Raw genomic sequence first — 22,820 nt, forward strand, 5'->3', positions numbered from 1 at the left:
AGTAGCGAGACTGGATGTGGATGGCCAGTCAACCGCGATTCGCTACTCCCTAGTCCCTACTCGCCTCTCATCACCAGTTGCGCTGGGCGCGGAGCAGCAGCGAGACCGAGTCCTGGTCTTTCAGCTGATAGGTGGTGGCCGGCTTGGCGACCGCCGCAGCCGCGGGCGCATTGGCGACGCCGGCAAACTTCTGGTCCAGCCGGGTCCAGGCCACGTCCGCCGAGAAGGTCAGATTCTTGACCGGCGTCCAGCGCGTGATCACACCCAGCGTCGAGACGTTGAAGTCCGGGTTGCAGTTCGCACCGACGATGCCGAGAGCGACCATGCCGGCGCCGTTGCAGATCAGGCCCTTCGCCGTGGCGTTGTACCTGACGGCGCTCCAGGAGCCGTAGACCGCCGTATTCCAGAACGAGTCCCAATTGTGGGTGAAGGCGCCGCGGACGCCGTAGGTCGTGGTCAGCTGCTGCTGGGTGCCCGCCCCGAACACCGAATCAGACACGCCGGCGAAGCCGAGGCTCTGATAAGCGCCGGCCATGTTGCTGCCGCCATACATCGCGTAGTTGATCGGCGAGAGGCTCTGGAAGTTGTAGCGGCTGGCACCATTGGTGTAGACGCCCTGGACGTTGATGGTATCGCCAGGACCGGTCGGGATGTTCTTGACCGAGAGAGCGAGCTGACCGGCAAAGCCCCATTTGTCGGCCGGATGCCCGGTGGTCTCGTTCGCGCCGAAGAAGCCGGCGTGGTTGTCGTGCGCCGCAAAGGAGGCCTGGAACAGGCCCCACGCCTGGTCGACGCGCACCATGCCGACGATGTCCGGCGCAACATTGCCGCCGAAGTTCGACGTGCCGTAGGCACCGGTGATCACGCCGGCGGCCGTCTGGCCCGCCGTATTCCAGATCTGCGACTGCGAGTACTGCGTCGCGTCCTGGAGCGATATCGCCGCGGTGATGCCCGAGCCGAAGTCGGCGGTGTAGGTGAACTGGTTGACGCCCGTGATGGTGCCGCCGCCGCCGGTCAGACCGTCGAAATTGTTGCCGGGATAGTTGGCCCAGGGCGCGTCGAACTGCGACACGGCCTTACCCATCGTGAAGCCGGCGAACTGGATGAAGGCATAGAACACACCGATCCCGCCTTGCGCGATGTTGCCGTCGGCCTGCGCTCCGGGCGCGCCCGCCGTCGAATAGGCCGTCGCGCCCGTCGGCGAGCCCGTCCCGGCGTAGCTGCCCCCGGTCCATTGGAATACACCATCGAAGAAGGTGCGCACGACGCCATATTCGGTCGCGGTGCGGGTGTCGATGTTGAGGTCCGCGCGCGAGCGTGTCGTGTAGTAGTTGCTGAGACGATTGCGTCCGCCGGCGACGCCGTTCACGGCGTTCTGGAAGATCGTATTGGTACCGAAGGCCACCTCGGCACGCAGGAAGCCGCCGAGCTTGATGCAGGTGTCGGTGCCCGGGATGTAGAAGAACCCCGCGCCGTACATCGAGCAGACCCTCACATACTCGACCGCTTTGGCCTTGATCGGAAGGTCGGCTGCCTGAGCCCCACTCATGGCGAGCAACGCCGCCGCTGAGCCCAGAACAAGGCTCCTCACAGTCATCATACTAACCTCCAAATTGCTCACGTCAGACCACCCCTGAAGCAGGGGCGAATGTCCCCACTCGGCGAGTCGGCTCGTCTCCAGCGACTTCACACTGCCCGCGCATAGCGTTTCACTCGGAACGATCCGGAGGCATTTTTCGTGTTTTATCGGACCATTCTCGTGACGCGCCGGACCATGCTTATGGCGACGCGGGGGCACCGCACGGCTCGACCGCGCGCCCCATAACAATGTGTGGGCGGCGATCCGAGCCGCCTTGTCTGCGTCGGATGAATGGCAGGACTGAAGCGCAACGGTCTCGGATCGGGTTTGAGAACGAGTCGCGGATTTAGGAAACTGTGGCGGCCCACGCATCGGAAGCTACCGGTCGGCGCTCCCGCGACTCATCAAGGTCGATTTCGTCCGGATTGGATTTGCGATCGATCGACGATTTCGCAGCCAATGGGTCACGCGGCCGCCTTCACGCATCTTTGAGACGAGCGGTCACCAGACAGACGCGAATGCGCAATTGGATGTGAAGGTCGTCGGAGAAGACCGCGCTGCCCGACGATGCCATCAGGCACGTCCGGTGGAGGTGGTTCGACGGAGATGATGCCCGTGCAGGACATGACGGGACCGGAATGCACCACGCTCACCCTGGCGAGTCCATTGGAGCAGTGGTTCGGCCCAAGAAAAACCCCCGGCAGTTGCCTGCCGGGGGTCGGTCAAACCGTCGTCAGACGATCTGGATCAGAAGTTGCGCTGAGCGCGGAGCAGCAGCACAGCCGAGGTCTGGTCCTTCAGCTCGTAAACCGCAGCCGGCTTGGCAACGGTACCAGCGGCCGGAGCCGTGACCGAACCCGAGTGCTTCTGGTCGAGCCAGGAGTAGGCGAAGTCGGCCGAGAAGGTCAGGTTCTTGACCGGGGTCCAGCGCGTGATCAGGCCGACGGTGGCCAGATCGAAGTCAGGATTACAGGTCGAACCCGCGTTGAAGGTCGCAACCACGCCGGGGCTGGTGCAGATCAGGCCCTTGGCAGTGCCGTTGTAACGGACGGCAGCCCAGGATCCGTAGATCGCAGTGTTCCAGGCGGGGTTCCAGTTGTGGGTGTACGCACCGCGCATACCGTAGGTCGTGGTCAGCTGCTGCTCGCCACCGGTCGTGAAGACCGAGTCGCCGAGGCCAGCGAAGCCGATGCTCTGATAGGCGCCAGCCAGGCCGGAGCTGCCGTACATCGCGTAGTTGTTCGGCATCAGGCTCTGGATGTTGTAGCGGCTCGCACCGTTGGTGTAGACGCCCTGGATGTTGATCGTGTCACCCGGTCCAGTCGGGATGTTCTTGATCGACAGAGCCAGCTGAGCCGCCCAGCCCCACTTGTCAGCCGGGTGGCCGGAGGTCTCCGACGCGCCGTAGTAGGCGACGTGGTTGTCATGCGCCGCGAACGACGCCTGGAACAGACCCCAGGCCTGGTCGACACGGACCATACCGACGAAGTCCGGAGCAACGTTGCCGCCGTAGGCGCTGGTGCCGTAAGCACCACCGATCACGCCAGCCGCCGTCGAGCCTGCCACGTTCCAGAGGTTGTTCTGGTAGTAGGCAGTCGCATCCTGGGCCGAAACGGTGGCCGTGATGCCGGAGCCGAAGTCAGCGGTGTAGCTCAGCTGATTGACGCCAGTGACCGTGCCGCCGCCGCCGGCGAGACCGTCGAAGTTGTTGCCCGGATAGTTGGTCCAGGGCGTGTCGAACTGCGACACGGCCTTACCCATCGTGAAGCCGGCGAATTGGATGAAGGCATAGTACACGCCGATCGAACCCTGCGCGATGTTGCCGTCGGCCTGAGCGCCCGGAGCGCCTGCGGTCGAGTACGACGTCGCACCGGTCGCCGAACCCGTGCCGGCGTAGCCGCCCGAGGTCCAGCTGAAGGTGATGTCAGCGAAGGTACGGACCACGCCGTACTCGGTCGCCGTGCGCGTGTCGATGTTGATGTCCTGACGAGCGCGGGTGGTGTAGTAGTTGCTGAGGCGGTTGTGCGCGCCACCCTGGCCGTTGAACGTGCCGTTGAAGTCGCTGTTGGTGCCGACCGCCACATCGCCGCGCAGATAGCCGCCGAGCTTGATGCAGGTGTCGGTGCCGGGGATGTAGTAGAAGCCCGCACCGTACAGGGAGCAAACCTTCACATACTCGACCGCTTTGGCCTTGATCGGAAGGTCGGCCGCCTGAGCCGCGGACATGGCGAGCAGCACCGCCGCCGAGCCGAGGACAAGGCTCTTAACCGTCTTCATTTAAACCTCCAAGTTGCTCTTTTGAAGAAGAACCGGATCAAGATCCCCCAGGACGACCCGCTTCCTCCGCTCCCGAAAAAACCGCTTCAGCCGCTTCGCGCTCTCGGACACACCCGCGTCACGCGAGGGACTTAAGCGAACCACCTGTCACGGGACGATCGAGTAACCCCCCACCGTCGTCAGGAACTATGCCTTCGCTCATTCGGTAAGCAAAATAGTTTATGCAGTCAGGTAATTGAATGAAGCCGAAATGTGTCTTGAGGGCAACACCGAGGCAGCTTGCTGTGCACCGCAAGGACGAACAGGGATGACCTCCTAGATAAGTGATTTTGTTGCGGATTTTTTTTCTTTAGGGTCTGGCTTCGTCCTGGAACTCTTGAGCAATGGCGCCCTTGAACAATACCTCTGCCGCACCTGTGGAAGCGGCCGCGCAACCGCAAACTGCCGAGCATCCGCCGAAGAATCGCGACGCCATCATCCGCTTCGCCAGAGAGATCGCCACGATCAACGTCCATCTGGAGGAGCTGCGGTATTTCTGGGCCAAGAGGATCGGCATCAGCGGTCCGCAGTGGATGATTCTGATGGCGATCGCCGAGCTGGATCGGGGCGAGGGTGTCGCCGTGAATGCGGCCGCCAAGCGGCTACACGTCGACCCCTCCTTCGTCACGACGCAATCGAAGCTGCTCGAGAAGAAGGGCTTCATGCTGCGCAGGCCGGCCTCCAACGATGCCCGGGTGGTCCTGATGTCGTTGACGAGCAAGACCTCGGATCAGTTCGCCGAGCTGGAAGCTCAGCAGCTCCAGATCTTCAGCTTCATCTTCGAGGAGTTCGACGCACCGGAGCTCGCCACCTTCACGGACAAGCTCGCAGGCCTCAAGGAGCGTTTCGAAAAGGCCAGCGCCCGGCTCTCGATGGGCCTCTGAAGCCAGCCTGAGACGAGGCCGTTCGCACCCCGCCCGAAGGGCGCGGTGCTGCTGCGTCGGAATGAGGTGTCCGCGGGCTCAGCCTGGTCGCCGCGGAGACTCGGCCAGCCGCCTGGCGATCCAGTCGAAGACGAAGACGTCCGCCTCGAGCGAATCCGCGCCCTCACCCGGGAATATCTTCAGCGTGATATCCGGGTGCTCGCGCTTGATCTGCGCAATCAGCCGGGCCGCGATGTCGGCCCGCAACCAGCCACGCTCCGGCACCGTCACCAGCAGCGGACACATGATCTGCCGCGCCGCCAGGCCATCGCTCGCGATGGACATTCTGCCCCGCTCGCTCGCAGCGAGGCGGCGCGACAGGAAGACGCGCTCGTGAATGTCCCACAGCCCGGCGTCGCAAACTGCGGCGGCATAGCGCGGATCCAGCGCGATTCCGCGCGCGACGAAGGACGAGCTCCAGTCGTCGGCGAGAATCGCAATCCGCGCCTCGTCCACGTCATCGCGCGACGTCACGTAGTCCGTCACGCTCGCGATCGCCGATTCGAGATCGCGACGGCCGACGATCTCCTCGAAACGACAGTCCGGTCCGGCCCCCAAGAGGTCGACGACGAGCAGCGCCAGGCCGCGCTGTTCGGCATGCGCCGCGAGCCTGAACAGCGATGTTTCCTTGCGCCGACCGGGCTCACCGATGCAGATGAGGGTGGGCGCCCTCCTCCCATCGCCTGGTGCCGGGAGAAAATAGGCTTCGAGAGGATAGTCGGTCCGCCAGGGAATCGTGACGACCTCGCCTTGCGGCTCGGCGCAGCGGAGGAAGTCACGCGCGCATTCCCGCATGCGGGCGAGCACGGCGGTCTGACGGGAGTGAGAGCCACTGAGCGGACAGGCCGCGGCCTCATAGCAATCAACGGCCCGCGACCATTTGCGAAATGCGGTCTGGAGCTGCCCCTCCTTCAACGCGCCGCCGGCCGCCGCCCGCATCGTATCCGCGCACTGCATCCACTCGCGATACCAGGAGTCCTCGTCGTTGCGGTCGATTCGCCGCGCGACAGCCAGACATTCAGCCAAATCGAGGCGGCCACCCGGACGCGCTTCCAACAGACGCGTGATCGCATCTGCCAGATCGTCCTGGTCGGACCACGGACGCAGTACTCCCGCCGAGCCTTCCGAACTCATCTTGGACCGTTTTCCCACTACGTGACGGTGTCAGGGCCCGTCATCTGATTGTCAGAGTGACGATCCGGGATTTCCTGGTCAAGACGACAAGAGAGGATTTTTAGCCGCATGGCGGAACCGTGGCAGCACGCCGCTGTCCGCGAGCGCGTTAGCCAACGATCAGAAGGGAGCACGCCAACAGGCGGTGCCGGTCACAGGAGGATCACGAGACGAGGTAGAGAAGCCTCCAGCGGGGCATCGCCAGAGGCTTCGGGAGGTTCAACATAGACGTCTTCAAGCTTGAATCGGCAGTGAAGTCCTCGTCAGGAACACATCATTTCATGACTTTAAGAAATTAGCTTATCAACTCATCTGTTTTCAACACCCTTTTGAAAAAAAATACCGACCCGCTGCCGAGTGCCGGACTGCCTTCAATCCGCAGTGCATCGGCAGCTCCGACTGCCGTTCCACTATGTGTTTGCCGGATGATTGTTCTGTCATCGAACCAAGCACCGCTGTCCGACACGGCCGTGATGGCACAACGAAAAACCCCCGGCAGTTTCCTGCCGGGGGCTCTCGAACCCAATCTGTCGATCGGGATCAGAAGTTGCGCTGAGCGCGGAGCAGCAAGGAGACCGAGTTCTGGTCCTTGAGCTGGTAGGTCGCAGCCGGCTTCGAGGTTGCGCTCGTGGCCGGGGAAACGATGTTGCCCGAGTACTTCTGGTCCAGGTTGGTCCAGGCAACGTCCGCCGAGAAGGTCAGGTTCTTGACGGGAGTCCAGCGGGTGATCAGACCCAGCGAGGAGATGTTGAAGTCGGGGTTGCAGGTGAAGCCTGCGCCCGCGATCGCACCCATCGCCGCGCTGCCGCAGATCAGGCCCTTGGCAGTGTTGTTGTAGGACACGGCAGCCCACGAACCGTAGATCGCCGAGTTCCAGGTCGGGCTCCAGTTGTGCGTGTAAGCACCGCGGAAGCCGTAGGTGGTGGTCAGCTGCTGCTCACCGCCCGTGACGAACACCGAGTCGCTCACGCCGGCGAAGCCGAGCGTACCGTAGACGCCAGCCGTGCTGCTGCCGCCGTACATCGCGTAGGAGGTCGGCACCAGGCTCTGAGCGTTGTAGCGGCTCGCACCGTTGGTGTAGACACCCTGGATGTTGATGCTGTCGCCGGGGCCGGTCGGGATGTTCTTGATCGACAAGGCCAGCTGAGCAGCCCAGCCCCACTTGTCAGCCGGGTGACCGGAGGTCTCCGCCGCACCGTAGTAGCCGGTGTGGTTGTCATGAGCCGCGAACGACGCCTGGAACAGACCCCAGGCCTGGTCGACGCGGACCATGCCGACGATGTCCGGAGCGACGTTGCCGCCGTACGAGTTGGTGCCGTAGGCGCCGCCGATGATGCTGGCAGCGGTGATGCCCGAGACGTTCCAGAGGTTGGTCTGGTAGTACGCCGTCTGATCCTGCGCCGAGATCGCCGCCGTGATGCCCGAGCCGAAGTCGGCGGTGTAGGTGAACTGGTTGACACCGGTCACGGTGCCGCCGCCGCCCCACAGGCCGTCGAAGTTGTTGCCCGGGTAGTTGGTCCAGGGCGCGTCGAACTGCGACACGGCCTTACCCATCGTGAAGCCGGCGAACTGGATGAAGGCGTAGTACACGCCAACGCCGCCCTGCGCGATGTTGCCGTCGGCCTGAGCGCCAGGAGCGCCGGCCGTCGAGTAGGCGGTCGCGCCGGTCGCCGAGCCCGAGCCGGCGTAGGTGCCGCTGGTCCAGGTGAACGTCAGGTCGGCATAGGTACGAACCACGCCGTACTCGGTCGCGGTGCGCGTGTCGATGTTGAGGTCCTGACGAGCGCGGCTGTAGTAGTAGTTGCTGTGGCGGTTGTTGCCGCCCGAAACGCCGTTGACGGCGTTGTTGTACTGACCGTTGCTGGCGAACGACGCCTCCGCGCGGAGATAGCCGCCGAGCTTGATGCAGGTGTCGGTGCCGGGGATGTAGTAGAAGCCGGCGCCGTACAGCGAGCAGACCTTCACATACTCGACCGCCTTGGCCTTGATCGGAAGGTCAGCTGCCTGGGCCCCGGACATGGCGACGAGAACTGCCGCCGAGCCAAGGACGAGGCTCTTGATCGTGTTCATAGTGTTAAACCTCCAAGTTGCTCAGTCAGGGAAGGTTCCGAGTCCGCTGGGTGTGAGACACCCTCGAGGTTGGTCCTGATCCCTTTCGACCCGTCGCTCAGCCGCTTCGCGCTATCGGACACACCCGCATGACGCGAGGGACTTGAGCGAACGACCTGAAACGGGACGACGTCGGGATGCCCCCCTTCGTCGTGCGAGCAGAATTACCGAACGCCTTTGCACACGCAACAAAGGAACCATCATTGCGGCCGTCAGCAGGCGCCTTTTTGGAACGGTGTTGCACAAAAGGCACGGAACCGTGGTTCTGCGGGATCGCCTAAGAGACTGTTTATATTACTGTTTTTTGACAGCGCATTTTTGGGTGCTTATGCCCGGACACACTCCCCAGCCAGGAAATGGCGCAAGTCGGGCGCCGCGGGCACCATCTCGGGCCGGAAATGCCTGAGATTCGGGGCAGCACCGACGGGGTGTGGCGATTCTGCATCAGCCCGACCCAAGCGGTCTTGAGCGCAGAGTTGAACTCGTCGCGACGGCGGGAGGATTGCCGGCGACCGCGGCCGCCGGCGCACGCTCCACAGACAAAGTCGCCGAACATTATCGATGAGGGCTGCGCAGCTGTGAGGATTTCGAACCAGCTGCAATCTGCCGCTTGCGGCTCGGCGCGTCGTCGGGCATACCGACGCTCGCCGGAGACGTGGCCGAGTGGCTGAAGGCGGCGGTTTGCTAAACCGTTATAGGGTTGTAAAGCCCTATCGAGGGTTCGAATCCCTCCGTCTCCGCCATGTGACCTGCCTCTGCCGTCTGTCCCGTCTCTGCCATGTGTCCCCTTGGCGACAAGGGCTGGTGCGGCACCATCTCCATCGATTGTTCGCCCGTTCCGACACCGGCCATCGTCGCACGATCTTCGTCGGGCCGTGCGCGCCTCAGTCGAACAGGCTGCGGCTGATGTTGATCACGAAGGCGGCGGGCACGCCGATGACGGCGCCGACGAAGCCGTAGCCGAGCGCCGCCCACCAGGACGCTGCGCCCCCTGCTCCCATCACCGCACCATATAATGTGCCGAGACCGGCGCACAGCGCGGTCACCACGACGAGACGCCGGTCGTTGGCGGCCTCGATCCGCAAGCGCTGCAACTCGCGCCGGCTCTGCACCGCAGGCCCGGCCGGCTCGGTCGACCCGCAATGCGGACACGCCACCGCGCTGAACGATACGCCGTTCCCGCAGTCATGGCAGTCGATCAGCTCTTGCCGTCTCGGCTGTCGCCGCGCCTGGCCCATTCACAACATCCCGCTTCCTGCGCCACCTGCGACGACAGATAGGAGATTTGTGGGCGCTCGACGAGGCTTGGTCGCGGATGTGGATCTCAGTCGATTCCCGGCGACCGGATCCGCTCACCGCAGGGGCCCGGCGCCGGCCTCGCTCTGCACCTCTCCGAGGCGCGAGGCCGGACAGCCACGGCATTGCATGATCAGCGCGCGCTCATCCAGGCGCGCGCCTCGCGCTGCGCAGCAGCGATGTCGGCGTCCGACATCTGCTCGGCGACCTCACGGCGCATCGCCGCCGCATCGACACGCCCCTTGAGGGCGGCGAGGTTGAACCATTTGTGCGCGGCCACCAGATCGACCACGCCGTCACGACCGCTCGCATAGAGCATGCCGAGTTCGAACAGCACGTCGCCATTGGCGCCCTGCTCGGCGGTGGTCACGTCAACGAAATTGAGTTGTCCCTGAAACATCGTCGCTCTCCTTCTCACCAGGAGGCGGCTCCCTTGGAGCGCAGCCCCCGTCCAACTGTTCAACGCCTGGTTAGTCCCCATGCCGTTTGACGGCTTATGCGCGAAGGATGCGGATCAAGTTTGAAAGGCAGTTTAAACATCGTGCTGAAGGAAGCCTGAACGCAAAGCGACCGATCTTCCGGGCCGAAGCTCAAACGCTTGATTCAGATGGGATTTTTCAAGGTGGGAAAGATCGGTTTACCGTTCTGTTTGGCAAACCTCTAACCATCCGCGAAACGCGATGTTGCGGCCGTTGCAACCGACGGCATGGGCAACGCCGAGCCAGCTGATGGACGAGGCCCGAGACAACGTCCCGATCGATCCCCGCAAGACAACGACTCGACGCCAACAAGGACCGCGCCTTCGCTCACGCCGTCCGAGGCGCAACTCAGCCAACGCCGTGTAGCGCGTCAGCTACATGGGATGAAAAGCAGTCGGAGAGAGTAATGGAGGAGAGTGTCGGACAGGGCCGCCCTCCGGCGCTGTGCCGGGATCGAGGGCGTCGGCGAACACGTCAGGATCAGATCTCACTCTGGCCCGTGAGCCGCTCGTGAGATTGCAGACCGGAAACGCGATCTGCACCGAACGAAGAAATCCTGTTTCTTCTGCCGGACCGTCCCGCCGCAGCAAGGCTGCCTTGGAGTTCGATCCGACCGTTGACCTGATGTCTCGCCGACACCCTCTATCGTCGATTGGAGCCTAAGGGGATCCGCCGGCTCTGAACGAGCTGCGCGTCCCTTCGTTCCAACGACGTGCCGGCTTCAAGCTGCCGGACTCATCTCGCAGCGGACTGCGAGAGTTACTTCTTCTTGGCGACCTTCTTGGTCTTCTTGGCAGTCTTCTTCGCCGCGGTCTTCGCGACCTTCTTCACTGCCTTCTTCGCCTTCTTCGCTTTCTTGGCCATGTTGCCCTCCGATGTGAGTTGGCTTAGTCGATGCGTGCACTCGGGAATCGAGATGCACTCCATATCGATACACCAACGAGTGAAAAAAAACAGCTTCCGGCTTAAGGAAGTGTTGACACGCGCGCGCGTGTACGGCTGGCGAAACGCGCGAAGCAGCACGACGGTCGCCATCGGAAACGCGATCTCGCGTCGGCGCAACGGCGAGCCTGCTACTAATAGCGATCGCAAGAAAAGCCTACGCTGCAAGGATTTCCTGAATTGCTGCTAGACAACGCGGCAGCGGCGACAACTCCGTTGCGCCGCGCAGACTCACATCGGAGGAGCCGCTCGCGGACTCCGAGTCGTAAAATTTGGCAACGAAAAAATTTTCATCGTACACACCGTCGTGCGCGTTCGATCGCTCGCGAACGGTGGCTTTTTTGCGAATCGCGTGCGGCGATTCGCTGGACGCGAGCCCAAACGAAAACGGCGCGCATCGTGGTGCGCGCCGTCGGAACGAAGACAAGCGATGGTCGTTTCAGATGCCGAGCTTGCTCTTCAGGAGATCGTTGACCGCCTGCGGGTTGGCCTTGCCGCCCGACGACTTCATCACCTGACCGACGAACCAGCCGGCGAGCTGCGGCTTCGCCTTGGCCTGCGCGACCTTCTCCGGATTGGCGGCGATGATCTCGTCGACCACCTTCTCGATCGCGCCAAGGTCGGTGACCTGCTTCATGCCGCGGCTCTCGACGAGCTCGCGCGGATCGCCGCCCTCGCTCCAGACGATCTCGAACAGGTCCTTGGCGATCTTGCCGGAGATCGTCCCCTCGCCGATCAGCGCGACGATGGCGGCGAGCTGGGACGCCGACACCGGAGAGGACGAGATGTCGCGGCCTTCCTTGTTGAGACGGCCGAACAGCTCGTTGATCACCCAGTTGGCGGCGAGCTTGCCGTCGCGCGCGCGGTCTGACAGCGCCTCCAGCACGCCTTCATAGAAGGCCGCGCTCTCGCGCTCGGCGACCAGCACCGAGGCGTCGTAGGACGACAGGCCGAAATCCGCGATGAAGCGCGCCTTCTTCTGGTCCGGCAGTTCCGGCAGCGCCGCCTTCAGCTCGTCGACGAAGGACTGTGAGAACTCCAGCGGCAGCAGGTCCGGGTCCGGGAAGTAACGGTAATCATGCGCCTCCTCCTTGGAGCGCATCGACCGCGTCTCGCCCTTGTCGGGATCGAACCGGCGGGTTTCCTGCTCGATGACGCCGCCGTCCTCGATGATCTCGATCTGGCGCCGCGCCTCGGCCTCCACCGCCTGGCCGATGAAGCTGATCGAGTTGATGTTCTTGATCTCGCAGCGGGTGCCGAGCGGCCCGCCCGGCTTGCGCACGGAGACGTTCACGTCGGCGCGCAAGCTTCCCTTCTCCATGTCGCCGTCGCAGGTGCCGAGATAGCGCATGATCGAGCGCAGCTTGGTCACGTAGGCCTTGGCCTGCTCGGCATCGCGGATGTCGGGCTTGGAGACGATCTCCATCAGCGCCACGCCGCAGCGGTTGTAGTCGATATAGGACAGCGACGGCGACTGGTCGTGCAGCATCTTGCCGGGGTCCTGCTCGATGTGCAGGCGCTCGATGCCAACAGTGGCGGTCTTGCCGCCGTCGAGCTCGACCGTGATCTCGCCCTCGCCCACGATCGGGTCCTTGTACTGGCTGATCTGGTAGCCCTGCGGCAGGTCCGGATAGAAATAGTTCTTGCGGTCGAACACCGAGCGCAGGTTGATCTTGGCGTTCAGGCCGAGCCCGGTGCGCACGGCCTGGCGCACGCACTCCTCGTTGATCACCGGCAGCATGCCGGGCATTGCGACGTCGACCAGCGACACATGGGTATTGGGATCGCCGCCAAAGGCGGTGGACGCGCCCGAGAACAGTTTCGACTTCGAGGTGACCTGGGCGTGGATCTCCATGCCGATCACGACCTCCCAGTCGCCTGTTGCGCCCTTCATCAGCTTGCCGCTGGTTGCCGTCATGGCCCTCAACTCCCCATCAGCGCGGAGACGATCCGCTCGAATTCGATATCCAACGCATCGGTCGCGACCGGCTGCCCGGCCTGGCGGTACCAATAGGCCGCATTGCCGAGATCGCCCTCGACGCGATGCAGATGCGCGTGTGCCCAGGCCGCGTCGCGGCCGGTCTCGTCCTGGATGATCCGGTGCGCCCGGTCCCAATCGCCCTTTGCCAGCCACCACAGGCCGGTCAGCACGGGCGTGAGCCCGGTCGCGGGCTTATCGCCCGCGAGGCTCGTCTTGAAGTCGGCGACGCCTACCACCACCGGACCGGCGTAAAGCGGCCCGCCGCCTGCTCGATGACCTCGCCGAGCGAGAACAGCGTCTCCTCGTCGAACGGACGGCCGATCAGCTGCAGCCCGAGCGGCAGCCCCTGCGCGTCCTTGCCGGCGGGCACCGCGATGCCCGGCAGGCCGGCCATGTTCACGGTCACCGTGAAGATGTCGTTGAGATACATCTCGACCGGGTCGGCGCCGCCCTTCTCGCCGATGCCGAAGGCAGCCGACGGCGTCGCCGGCGTCAGGATCGCGCTCACGCCCTTGGCGAAGCAGTCCTCAAAATCCTTCTTGATCAGGGTGCGAACCTTCTGCGCCCGGATGTAATAGGCGTCGTAATAGCCGGCCGACAGCACATAGGTGCCGATCATGACGCGGCGCCGCACCTCCGCGCCGAACCCTTCGGCGCGGGTGTTCTCGTACAGCTCGCCGATCGACTTGCCGGGCACGCGCAGGCCGTAGCGGACGCCGTCGTAACGGGCGAGGTTCGAGGACGCCTCCGCCGGCGCCACGATGTAATACGCCGGGAGCGCGTATTTGGTGTGCGGCAGCGACACCTCGACCAGCTCGGCGCCGGCCGCCTTGAGCCACGCCGCGCCCTCGCTCCAGAGCTTTTCGATCTCGGCCGGCATGCCGTCGAGCCGATACTCCTTGGGAATGCCGATCTTCATGCCCTTCACGGACTTGCCGATGGCAGCCTCATAGTCCGGCACAGGGAGATCGACCGAGGTCGTGTCCTTCGGATCGTGCCCGGCCATCGAGCGCAGCAGGATGGCGGCGTCGCGGGTCGAGCGCGCGATCGGCCCGGCCTGGTCGAGCGAGGACGCGAAGGCGACGATGCCCCAGCGCGAGCAGCGGCCATAGGTCGGCTTGATGCCGACGGTCGCGGTGAACGCCGCCGGCTGGCGGATCGAGCCACCGGTGTCGGTCGCCGTCGCGCCCATGCAGAGCAGCGCCGCCACCGCCGAGGCCGAGCCACCGGACGAGCCGCCCGGCACCAGCGTGGTGTTGGAGCCCTCGCGGCGCCAGGGGTTGCCGACCGGGCCGAAATACGAGGTCTCGTTCGACGAGCCCATCGCGAACTCGTCATTGTTGAGCTTGCCGAGCATGACCGCGCCGTCGCGCCACAGCTGCGAGGTCACGGTCGACTCATAGGTCGGCACGAAATTGCCGAGGATCTTCGAGCACGCGGTGGTGCGGACGTCCTTGGTCGCGAACAGGTCCTTGATCCCGAGCGGAATGCCGGCGAGCGGTCCGCCCTCGCCCTTATTGATCTTGGCGTCGGCCTCACGCGCCATCGCGCGCGCCTGGTCCGGCGTCTCCATCACGAACGCGTTCAGCGCCCGCGCCTCCTCCATCGCCTTCAGATGGGCGTCGGTCAGCTCGAGCGACGTGAAAGTCTTGTCCGCGAGGCCCTTGCGGGCCTCGGCGAGCGTCATCGAAGTCAAATCGGTCATTTGTTGATCGGGCTGCAGAAGAAGGGGGAAAGCGTCTTGTCGTCGGCGGCATCGTCGGCGAAGAACTTGTTCGTCTTCGCCTTGGTGGTATTCGCCTTGTTGGCGTTGGCCGCTTGGAGCTGGTCGAGCACCTCGTTCACGGCCTTGTCCGGATCGGCGGCCTTGCCCTGCCGCTCCATCGCGTCGAGATAATCCATATAGGCCTTGTAGGCCGCTTCATCGTCGCAGAGCAGGCACATGGCGTTGGCTCGCTTGTCGGTTTGAAGGAGCGGATCACGCGCGACGGGTGCGCGGAGCTGCCCCAAGCTATTCCACGACCTTCGGCACGAGAAAGAAGTTGTTCTCGGTCATGGGCGCGTTCTTGACGATGTCGTCGGCGATATCGCCGTCGGTGACGACGTCCTGGCGCTTCTTCATGGCCATCGGCGTCACCGAGGTCATCGGCTCGACGCCCTCGACATTCACTTCCGAGAGCTGCTCGACGAAGGCCAGCATCGCATTGAGCTCGCCCTGCAGATGCGGGACCTCGGCGTCAGTGACAGCGATCCGCGCCAATTGCGCGATCCGGCGGACGGTGGCGGCATCGACCGACATTATATAGGGCCTCACGGGAAACAGTGAACCCGCCCTATAGCAGAGCCCGGTTTCGCGCCGCAACCGGCAGGCTCTGGACTTTCCGAGGGCAGCGCCCTGCCCTCGAGGTCTCCGACGGCGTCAGCCCGCCATCCGCGCGAGGCGCGCCAGCGCCTGTTCGGCCAGCGTCCGCGTGAGCTCGGCCGCCGGGATCTCGCGGCCCAGCGGCAGCGCCTGCCCGGCCCAGAGATTGGTGAAATCGACCTTGCCCTGCTTCTCCGCGGCGGCCTTGAGCGGCCCCAGCGCGGTCGCGGCGTGCGGGAACGCCGGTGCGTCCGGCGAGACCGGACCGACCTCGCGCATCACCCGGTTGGCGACGCCGCGGGCGAGCCGCCCGGTCATCACATTGGTGATCACGGTCGATTCGTCGTCGGCGGACGCGAGCGCGGCGCGCGCGATCGCGCTGACCTTGGATTCCGGACAACGCAGAAAGGCGCTGCCGATCTGAACGCCACAGGCGCCGAGCGCGAACGCAGCGGCAATACCGCGCGCGTCCGCAATGCCGCCGGCAGCAATGACGGGCAGCTTCACCGCGTCGACGATCTGGGGCACCAGCGCGAAGGTGCCGACCTGCTCGGCGAGCTTGTCGGTCAGGAACATGCCGCGATGGCCGCCCGCCTCCGCGCCTTGCGCGATGATGACGTCGGCGCCGTTCCGTTCCAGCCACACCGCCTCGCGCACGACCGTCGCGGAGGCCATCACCATCGCACCGGTCGCCTTGACGCGCGCCAGCAGGCCGGCCTCCGGCAGACCGAAATGAAAGCTGACGATCTCCGGCCTCAACTCCTCGACGACGGCGCACATCGCTGCGTCGAACGGCGCGCGGTTGGCGGCCGTGACCGGCACCGCCGGATCCACGCCGTACTCCTTGTAGTACGCGCCGAGCCGCTGCTTCCAGCCGGCCTCGCGGCCAGCATCCGCCTCCACCGGGGTATGGCAGAAGAAGTTCACATTGATCGGCGCAGAGACGCGCTGGCGGATGATGTTGACCTGCTCGCGGGCCTTGTCGGCGCTCAGCATGGCACAGGGCAGCGAGCCGAGGCCGCCACCTTGCGCGACGGCGATGACGAGATCGGCATCCATCACGCCGGCCATCGGGGCGAGCACGATCGGGTGCTCGGTCTTGACGAGATCCAGGAAGCGGCGATCGGGCCACATGGTTCACCTCACTCTTCTTCGTTGCGCGGCAGCCAGGTCGCGTTGCGCCGCCCCTGCAGGATCCGGGTGGCCTCGCCGACGATCCGCTCGACGATCTCGCCGGCCGGCGGAATATCATGGATCAGGCCGACCGCCTCGCCGGCGATGACGGCGGCGACATCGAAATTGCCATCGGCCCTTGCCCTGACATAGTCGGCCGACACGCGCTCGACCTGCTGCAGCAATTCGACCTCCCGCCCCATCCAGCGCCGCGCATGGTCGTTGATCAGGCATCGTCCTGTGAACGGCGCCGGCCAGACATTGTTGCGCGACAGGTCGAAGATGATGCCGCGAACCGTCTCGCCGGATTTCGCAGCGCAGATGCGCCGCTTCGCGTCCTCGGCGCCCGCGGCTTCCTGGCTGGCATAGAACCGCGTGCCGAGCAGCACGCCATCGGCGCCGAGCGTGAGCATCGCGGCAAGGCCACGGCCATCCGCGAGACCACCGGCCGCCGCCACCGGCACGCGCCCCGCCGCAAGGTCGACGATCGCGGGCACGATGTCGAGCGTGGTTCGCGAGGCGCCGTGGCCGCCGGCTTCGGTTCCTTGCGCGACCAGGATGTCGGCTCCCGCGGCGAGCGCCTGCTCCGCCATCGCTTCGTCCTGCACCTGGCAGATCAAGAGTGCTCCGGCCTGCTTGATATCGGGTGCGAAGCACGCGGGATCGCCGAACGACAGCATCACCGCCGCAGGCTTCGCCGCCAGCGCGATGTCGAGCAACTCCGGCTGCCGGGCCAGCGACCAGGTGATGAAGCCGATGCCGAACGGCGCACTCAGGCGCTTGAGCTTTGCCGTTTCCTGCGCAAGCCAGATGCCGTTGCCGTAGCCGCCACCGAGAATGCCGAAGCCGCCGGCTTCGCTGACCGCACGCACCAGCCGCGCATCGGCGATCAGGTCCATCGGCGCCAGCAGGATCGGATGAATCGTGCCGAGCTTCTCCGTCAGCGGCGTTCTCAGCATCGGCCTTTCCCTGATGTCTGGACGCGAACCCTAGGCGCGGTTAGCATTCTGTCAAAATGAATAGTTGAGAACCCTGCCATCGCAGATTCAAAACGGAGAGCGGCTGTGGAACTGAGCGACCTGCAGACCTTCGCCGCCGTGGCCCGCGCCGGCGGCATCACGCGCGCCGCCGAAATCCTGAACACCGTCCAGTCCAATGTCACGCAGCGGATCAAGGCGCTGGAAGCCGAGATCGGCACAGCATTGTTCGAACGCCACAGCCGCGGCATGACATTGACCGGCGCGGGACAACGCCTGCTGCCCTACGCTGATCGCCTGGCGGCCTTGTCCCGCGAAGCCGTGCTCGCCGCGCGCGACGACGGCGAGCCGAACGGATCGCTCATGATCGGCTCGATGGAGACCACCGCCGCGGTGCGCCTGCCGCCGCGTCTTGCGGATTTCCACCGCCGCTTCCCTGCCGTCTCCTTGAGCCTGCGCACGGCGCCAACAGCCGAGCTCGTCGCCGGCGTGCTCGACGGGACGCTCGATGGCGCCTTCGTTGCCGGACCGATCGATCATCCCGATCTCACCGGCGTGGTCGCCTTCGAGGAAGAGCTCGTGCTGGTGACGGCCAGGCGCTTCGAAAGCCTGCCGGCCTTGCGCGCGGCAACGATCGCCTCCGGTCCGACCGCGCTGATGTTCAGGGCCGGCTGCACCTACCGGCAGCGCCTGGAGCAGGTCTTCAACGCGTTCGGCTGGCCGGCGGCGGCCCGCATCGAGCTCGGCACCCTCGACGGCATGATCGGCTGCGTGGCCGCCGGCATGGGCGTCGCCTTGCTGCCGCGCGCGGTGGTGACGCGACATGAGATGAGCGGCAGCATCGGACTGCACACGCTCGATCCATCCCATGCCCAGGTCGAGACGCTCTTCATCCATCGCCGCGCCGGACATCGCAGCAGCGCCTTGTCCGCCTTCATGGATGGCTTTGGCCGCGGGGATCGCGACATCGCGGCGTGACCCCGCTCGCCCAGAGATTGTGCACGCCATTGCTGGCGCGCAGCACATTCCTTGGTACGAAATGATCCGGCACCTCGGTGCAGCGCGGCCATTTCGACCGATGCGACGTTCGGGCGCTGTGCAGCGCACGCAGCCGAAAAACGCTTTGTCGCACGCTCCTGCACTACGTTAGGATGTGGCGCTGGCCAGCGCGAAAACCAACAAACGTCAACATGTCGGAGGAAATGCGATGCGCAACGCGTTCGTGTTGTGCTGCTCGATTGCCTTGATGGGTGCGATCGGGACGGCGACTGCTCAGGACAAGCCCGCAGACTGGACGAAGTCGAAATGGGGGCCGAACGACGAGATCGGCGCCGCCAACTACATTACGCCGGAGCTGGTGGTCAAAGCGGCCTCGCTGGTGAAGACCGGCAAGACCTACCCGCTCGGCATGATCATCGATCCCAAGACCCCCGCGTATCCGCCGCGCTCGTTCAAGATCACCGTGGTGCAGCCGGGACAGGCTGGTATCCCAGGTCTTGGCCCGAACAAGGCGACCTACAATGACGACATCGTCGAAGGCTGGGTCGGCGTCGGCAGCCAGCTCGACGGCCTCGGCCATCTCGGCATCGAGCATGTCTACTACAACGGCAACAAGCTGCACGATTTCGCCGATCCGACCGGCCTGAAGAAGCTCGGCATCGAGAAGGTGCCGCCGCTGGTGGCGCGCGGCGTGCTGCTCGACATGGCCGCCTACTACAACACCGACGTCGTCAAGGAAGGCACCGCGTTCAACGTCAAGGAAATCGAGGAGGCCGCCAAGAAACAGGGCGTCGAGATCCGCCAGGGCGACATCGTGATCTTCCACACCGGCTGGCTCGGCCTCGTCGGCAAGGACGACAAGCGCTACAGCGCGGGCGAGCCGGGTCTCGGCGTCGAGGGCGCCAAGTATCTGACCTCGAAGGGCGTGGTCGCGGTCGGTGCCGACACTTGGGGAGTCGAGGCCATCCCGTTCGAGTCGTCGAACCTGTTCGAGGTGCACCAGATCCTGCTCGCCATGAACGGGACCTATATCCTCGAGAACATGAACACGGCCGACCTCGCCAAGGACAAGGGCTACGAGTTCCTGTTCGTGCTGGGCCAGCCGCGCTGGCGCGGCGGCGTCCAGGGCAACATCAACCCGATTGCGATCCGCTAGGTTGCTTCACCTCTCCCCGGCGGGGAGAGCTCGGCGCGCAGCGCTGGGTGAGGGGAAGTTGACCATGAGTTGGACCGTACTCCCTCACCCGGCATGCACCTTCGATGCAATCCAACCTCTCCCTTCGGGAGAGGTGACGTTGTTGCCGCGCCGATTGCCCCTCACCTCCCCCATGAGGCACTCAGCTCGCGACTTCGAACTCGTCGGCCACGCCGATCGCGGCGAGAAACGACGGATCGTGGCTGACGACCAGCAGCGCGCCGTCGAAGTCGCGCAGCGCCTGCTCCAGGATCTCGATCGAGACAATGTCGAGATGGTTGGTCGGCTCGTCGAGCAGCAACAGCCATGGCGGACGCGCGCCGCCGAACGTGCAGGCAAGACCCGCACGCAGGCGCTCGCCGCCGGACAGCGTCTCCACCGTCTGCTCGGCGTCGCGGTTGCGAAAGGCGAAGCGCGCGCAGGCTGCATGCGCCGCCTCGGCGCCGAGCGCCGGATGGAGGCGGCGGAAATTGCCGATGATGCTGTCGCTGCGATTCAGCAACGCGACGTGCTGATCCAGCATCGCGATCCGCCCCTCGGCGCGCCGCAGCTTTCCGCCAGACAACGGGATGGCGCCGATCGCAGCCCGCAGCAGCGTGGTCTTGCCCGCGCCATTGCGTCCGGTGATCGCAATTCGCTGCCGCCCCGTGATGTGAAGCGTCCAGGGGCCGAAGGTCCGGTCACCGGCGGTCACGACCGCGTCGTCCATGACGAGCAGCTCCGTTCCGGCGCCGAGCCCGGTCGGCGGCAGCACCATGGAGAGCGGCGTCAGCACCTCGAGCTGCCTGCGCGCCTGATCGCGTTGCCCGGTCGCCTCGCTGATCATGCGCTCGGCGAGCCGTTGTAAGCGGCCGCCGGTGTTCTCCGCCCGCTCGGCGCGCGCACCGAGCATGATCCTCGGCGCCGAGCCTCGCGCTGCGGATGCGCGCCCTGCCCGATCCTTGCGCGCCTTGGCCTCGCGCTGGTGCTGCACTGCGAGTCCGACGTCGCGCAGGCGCGCATCGGCCCGCTCCAGCGCGGCGAATGCCCGCGCCCGCGCCTCGTCGCGGGCCTGGACGAACATCGACCAGCCGCCGCCGACGATGTGCACGCCGACCGGCGTCAGCTCGACGATCCGGTCCATCCGTTCGAGCAGCGCGCGATCGTGGCTGGCGACCAGGACGCCGCCGCGCCAGGTCTGCACCAGCTGGCCGATCGCGGCACGCCCCTCAGCATCGAGATTGTTGGTGGGCTCGTCGAGCAGCAGCAGATCCGGCGCCTCGATCAGCAGCCGCGCGATGCCGATGCGCGTCCGCTCGCCGCCGCTGAGCGAGTCCATCGAGCGATCGAACGCAATTCCGGCGAGGCCCGCCTCGATCAGCGCGTCATCGACACGGCTCGGCAGGCTCCAATCCGCGCGCGCAAGATCATCGGCAAGGTCGCTGTCCCGGCTCTTTCCCACGACGATACGATCGATGACCGCAAGATCGCCGGCGACGCCGAGCGCCTCGTCGACGCGCAAGCCGGGATCCCAGTGCTGCGCCAGGAGGCCGAGCGTCCCGCTGCGCGTGACCGCTCCGGCCGCAGGCTCGGAGAGGCCAGCGACGATGCGGAGCAAGGTCGACTTGCCGGCGCCGTTGCGGCCGACCAGACCGACGCGTTCGGCCCCGATGGAGAGTGTGAGATTGTCGAAGAGCGGATGACCGTCAGGTGTCGCGGCGGCAACCGCGTCGAGCGTCAGACAGGAGAGCATGGGCAACCGTGATGGCAGAGGACACAAAGCGGCGGGCAATGTTGGTCCTGCGATCCACGGCACCACTCCTGTTCACGGTACGATGCTCCATATAGAATGATGGCAGCGGAGCGACAAGCCATGCGCCTGCCGTGCTGGCTCGGGGGATGCACCCATGCTAAGCGGCGCACCATGCCCGCTGCCATTCTCCCCCTCATCGAAGCCGCCGGCCGCTGGCCCGAGCGCGGCGCGCTCGTTGGCCTCGATCTCGGCACCAAGACCATCGGCGTAGCCGTGTCGGATCCCGACCGGCGGCTCGCCACCGGCGTCGAGACCATCCAGCGCAAGGCGTTCAAGGCGGACGCGGCGCGACTGCTGGCGATTTGCGCCGAGCGCAAGGTGGTCGGCTTGGTGCTGGGCCTGCCGATCAACATGGACGGCAGCGAAGGGCCGCGGGCGCAATCGACGCGCGCGTTCGCACGCAACCTCGCCGGCCTCACCGACTTGCCGATCGGCCTCTGGGACGAGCGGCTGTCGACGGCCGCCGTCGAGCGCGAGTTGATCGGCATGGATGTCAGCCGCGCCAGGCGCGCCGAGGTGATCGACACCCATGCGGCGATCTTCATCCTGCAGGGGGCGCTCGATCGGCTTGCGACCTTGCGCCAGTCCGGTCGCTAGCCCATGAGCCCCGTCGCCGCGGCGCTCGCGCCGGTGTTCCTGCTGATCGTGATCGGCTTCGGCCTGCGGCGCAGCCTGATCCGGCTGGATACGCAATGGCACGGGCTCGAGCGGCTGACTTATTATGTGCTATTTCCGGCGCTGCTGATGCAGAGCCTGGTGAAGGCGGATCTCGGCAAGGTGCCGGTCGCCGGCATCGGCGGCGCCCTGTTCCTGGCGATGCTGGCGATGTCGGCGCTGTGCCTCGCGCTGCGGCCGCTGCTCACCCGCTCCGGCATCGATGGTCCGGCCTTCACGTCGATCTTCCAGGGAGCAACCCGCTGGCAGACCTACGTCGCGCTCAGCGTGGCGGGCAGCCTGTTCGGCCCGACCGGCCTCGCGGTGGCGTCGGTCGGCATGATTGCGATCATCCCGATGGTCAACGTGTTCAGCGTCGCCGTGCTCGCCCATTACGCCTCGCCGACCCGCCGCTCGATGCGCGAGATCCTCGCAACAATCGTCCGCAATCCGCTGATCTGGGCCTGCATCGCCGGGCTCGCGCTCAACGTGGCGCATGTGCCGCTGCCAAAGCTCTGGCACGATGCCGCCGATGCGCTCGGACAGGCCTCGCTGCCGATCGGCCTGCTGGTCACCGGCGCCGGCCTGCACTTCGAGGGCCTGCGCCGCGCCGGCCCGGCCGCCGCGCTCGGCGTCGTGCTCAAGCTGGTCTTGATGCCGATCCTCGCGATCGGACTCGCCGGCTGGTTCGGCGTGACCGGCCCGAGCCTCGTCGTGGTCGCGATCTGCGCGGCAGTGCCGACCTCGCCGAGCGCCTATGTGCTGGCCAAGCAAATGGGCGGCGATGCGCCGCTGCTGGCGCAGATCATCTCGCTGCAGACCGTGCTGGCCGCGCTGACCATGCCGCTCGCGATCGCCTGGGCGAGCTGA

At 65.4% G+C, this 22,820-nt stretch carries 19 protein-coding genes and 1 tRNA gene; 6 read left to right on the plus strand and 14 right to left on the minus strand.

Going from position 1 to position 22,820, the window contains the following annotated elements; genetic code table 11:
- Window positions 1-70: 70 nt before the first annotated feature.
- Window positions 71-1,600, minus strand: a complete 1,530-nt coding sequence (locus tag QX108_RS06055; protein WP_315720540.1) for a porin — start codon at window positions 1,598-1,600, stop codon at window positions 71-73.
- A gap of 726 nt (window positions 1,601-2,326) precedes the next feature.
- Window positions 2,327-3,856, minus strand: coding sequence for a porin (locus QX108_RS06060; RefSeq protein WP_172114025.1), 1,530 nt, complete (start codon window positions 3,854-3,856; stop codon window positions 2,327-2,329).
- A 383-nt stretch (window positions 3,857-4,239) separates the two neighbouring features.
- On the opposite strand from QX108_RS06060, the gene QX108_RS06065 reads away from it, so the two are divergent.
- Window positions 4,240-4,779 (plus strand): MarR family winged helix-turn-helix transcriptional regulator, encoded by a 540-nt coding sequence (locus QX108_RS06065; RefSeq protein ID WP_315720542.1) that lies wholly within the window; start codon window positions 4,240-4,242, stop codon window positions 4,777-4,779.
- Between the two features lie 78 nt (window positions 4,780-4,857).
- Here QX108_RS06065 and QX108_RS06070 read toward each other — a convergent pair whose 3' ends face one another.
- Together QX108_RS06070 and QX108_RS06075 are read right to left on the minus strand one after the other, a co-directional pair.
- Window positions 4,858-5,952: a hypothetical protein gene (locus QX108_RS06070; protein ID WP_315720543.1), complete on the minus strand. Its 1,095-nt coding sequence runs from the start codon at window positions 5,950-5,952 to the stop codon at window positions 4,858-4,860.
- 579 nt (window positions 5,953-6,531) lie between these two features.
- On the minus strand, window positions 6,532-8,061 hold the full coding sequence (locus QX108_RS06075) for a porin (RefSeq protein ID WP_315720544.1): 1,530 nt from the start codon (window positions 8,059-8,061) through the stop codon (window positions 6,532-6,534).
- Window positions 8,062-8,749: 688 nt separating this feature from the next.
- On the opposite strand from QX108_RS06075, the gene QX108_RS06080 reads away from it, so the two are divergent.
- Window positions 8,750-8,843, plus strand: a tRNA-Ser gene (locus QX108_RS06080).
- 141 nt (window positions 8,844-8,984) lie between these two features.
- Here QX108_RS06080 and QX108_RS06085 read toward each other — a convergent pair.
- From QX108_RS06085 to QX108_RS06125, 9 genes are all read right to left on the minus strand, one after another.
- On the minus strand, window positions 8,985-9,338 hold the full coding sequence (locus QX108_RS06085; RefSeq protein ID WP_315720545.1) for a hypothetical protein: 354 nt from the start codon (window positions 9,336-9,338) through the stop codon (window positions 8,985-8,987).
- 191 nt (window positions 9,339-9,529) lie between these two features.
- Window positions 9,530-9,796 carry a hypothetical protein gene (locus tag QX108_RS06090; RefSeq protein WP_172114020.1) on the minus strand — a complete coding sequence of 89 codons (267 nt, stop codon included), beginning with the start codon at window positions 9,794-9,796 and terminating at the stop codon, window positions 9,530-9,532.
- Between the two features lie 1,460 nt (window positions 9,797-11,256).
- On the minus strand, window positions 11,257-12,735 hold the full coding sequence (gene gatB, locus QX108_RS06095) for an Asp-tRNA(Asn)/Glu-tRNA(Gln) amidotransferase subunit GatB (protein WP_315780449.1): 1,479 nt from the start codon (window positions 12,733-12,735) through the stop codon (window positions 11,257-11,259).
- Between the two features lie 5 nt (window positions 12,736-12,740).
- Window positions 12,741-13,037 carry a hypothetical protein gene (locus tag QX108_RS06100; protein ID WP_315780447.1) on the minus strand — a complete coding sequence of 99 codons (297 nt, stop codon included), beginning with the start codon at window positions 13,035-13,037 and terminating at the stop codon, window positions 12,741-12,743.
- Window positions 13,028-14,503, minus strand: coding sequence for an Asp-tRNA(Asn)/Glu-tRNA(Gln) amidotransferase subunit GatA (gene gatA / locus QX108_RS06105; protein ID WP_315780446.1), 1,476 nt, complete (start codon window positions 14,501-14,503; stop codon window positions 13,028-13,030). Before gatA ends, QX108_RS06100 begins: the two co-directional genes overlap by 10 nt.
- Window positions 14,500-14,742: a hypothetical protein gene (locus tag QX108_RS06110; RefSeq protein WP_315720549.1), complete on the minus strand. Its 243-nt coding sequence runs from the start codon at window positions 14,740-14,742 to the stop codon at window positions 14,500-14,502. Before QX108_RS06110 ends, gatA begins: the two co-directional genes overlap by 4 nt.
- 67 nt (window positions 14,743-14,809) lie before the next feature.
- Window positions 14,810-15,097 carry an Asp-tRNA(Asn)/Glu-tRNA(Gln) amidotransferase subunit GatC gene (gene gatC / locus QX108_RS06115; RefSeq protein ID WP_009027600.1) on the minus strand — a complete coding sequence of 96 codons (288 nt, stop codon included), beginning with the start codon at window positions 15,095-15,097 and terminating at the stop codon, window positions 14,810-14,812.
- Window positions 15,098-15,217: 120 nt separating this feature from the next.
- A complete protein-coding gene (locus QX108_RS06120; protein WP_315780444.1) occupies window positions 15,218-16,294 on the minus strand; it encodes a nitronate monooxygenase family protein in 1,077 nt (358 codons plus the stop codon).
- Window positions 16,295-16,302: 8 nt separating this feature from the next.
- On the minus strand, window positions 16,303-17,292 hold the full coding sequence (locus QX108_RS06125; protein ID WP_315780443.1) for a nitronate monooxygenase: 990 nt from the start codon (window positions 17,290-17,292) through the stop codon (window positions 16,303-16,305).
- Window positions 17,293-17,397: 105 nt separating this feature from the next.
- On the opposite strand from QX108_RS06125, the gene QX108_RS06130 reads away from it, so the two are divergent.
- Together QX108_RS06130 and QX108_RS06135 are read left to right on the plus strand one after the other, a co-directional pair.
- On the plus strand, window positions 17,398-18,288 hold the full coding sequence (locus QX108_RS06130; protein WP_315780441.1) for a LysR family transcriptional regulator: 891 nt from the start codon (window positions 17,398-17,400) through the stop codon (window positions 18,286-18,288).
- A 229-nt stretch (window positions 18,289-18,517) separates the two neighbouring features.
- A complete protein-coding gene (locus QX108_RS06135) occupies window positions 18,518-19,465 on the plus strand; it encodes a cyclase family protein (RefSeq protein ID WP_315780439.1) in 948 nt (315 codons plus the stop codon).
- Window positions 19,466-19,646: 181 nt separating this feature from the next.
- Here the strand turns inward: QX108_RS06135 and QX108_RS06140 are convergent, their stop codons facing one another.
- A complete protein-coding gene (locus tag QX108_RS06140) occupies window positions 19,647-21,236 on the minus strand; it encodes an ABC-F family ATP-binding cassette domain-containing protein (protein ID WP_315780437.1) in 1,590 nt (529 codons plus the stop codon).
- Window positions 21,237-21,407: 171 nt separating this feature from the next.
- Here QX108_RS06140 and ruvX point away from each other — a divergent pair, with 171 nt between their 5' ends.
- Window positions 21,408-21,893, plus strand: coding sequence for a Holliday junction resolvase RuvX (gene ruvX, locus QX108_RS06145; protein ID WP_315780435.1), 486 nt, complete (start codon window positions 21,408-21,410; stop codon window positions 21,891-21,893).
- A gap of 3 nt (window positions 21,894-21,896) precedes the next feature.
- Window positions 21,897-22,820, plus strand: coding sequence for an AEC family transporter (locus QX108_RS06150; protein WP_315780433.1), 924 nt, complete (start codon window positions 21,897-21,899; stop codon window positions 22,818-22,820).

Source organism: Bradyrhizobium sp. SZCCHNR1002 (assembly GCF_032381435.1).
In the GTDB taxonomy this organism is placed as follows: domain Bacteria; phylum Pseudomonadota; class Alphaproteobacteria; order Rhizobiales; family Xanthobacteraceae; genus Bradyrhizobium; species Bradyrhizobium aeschynomenes.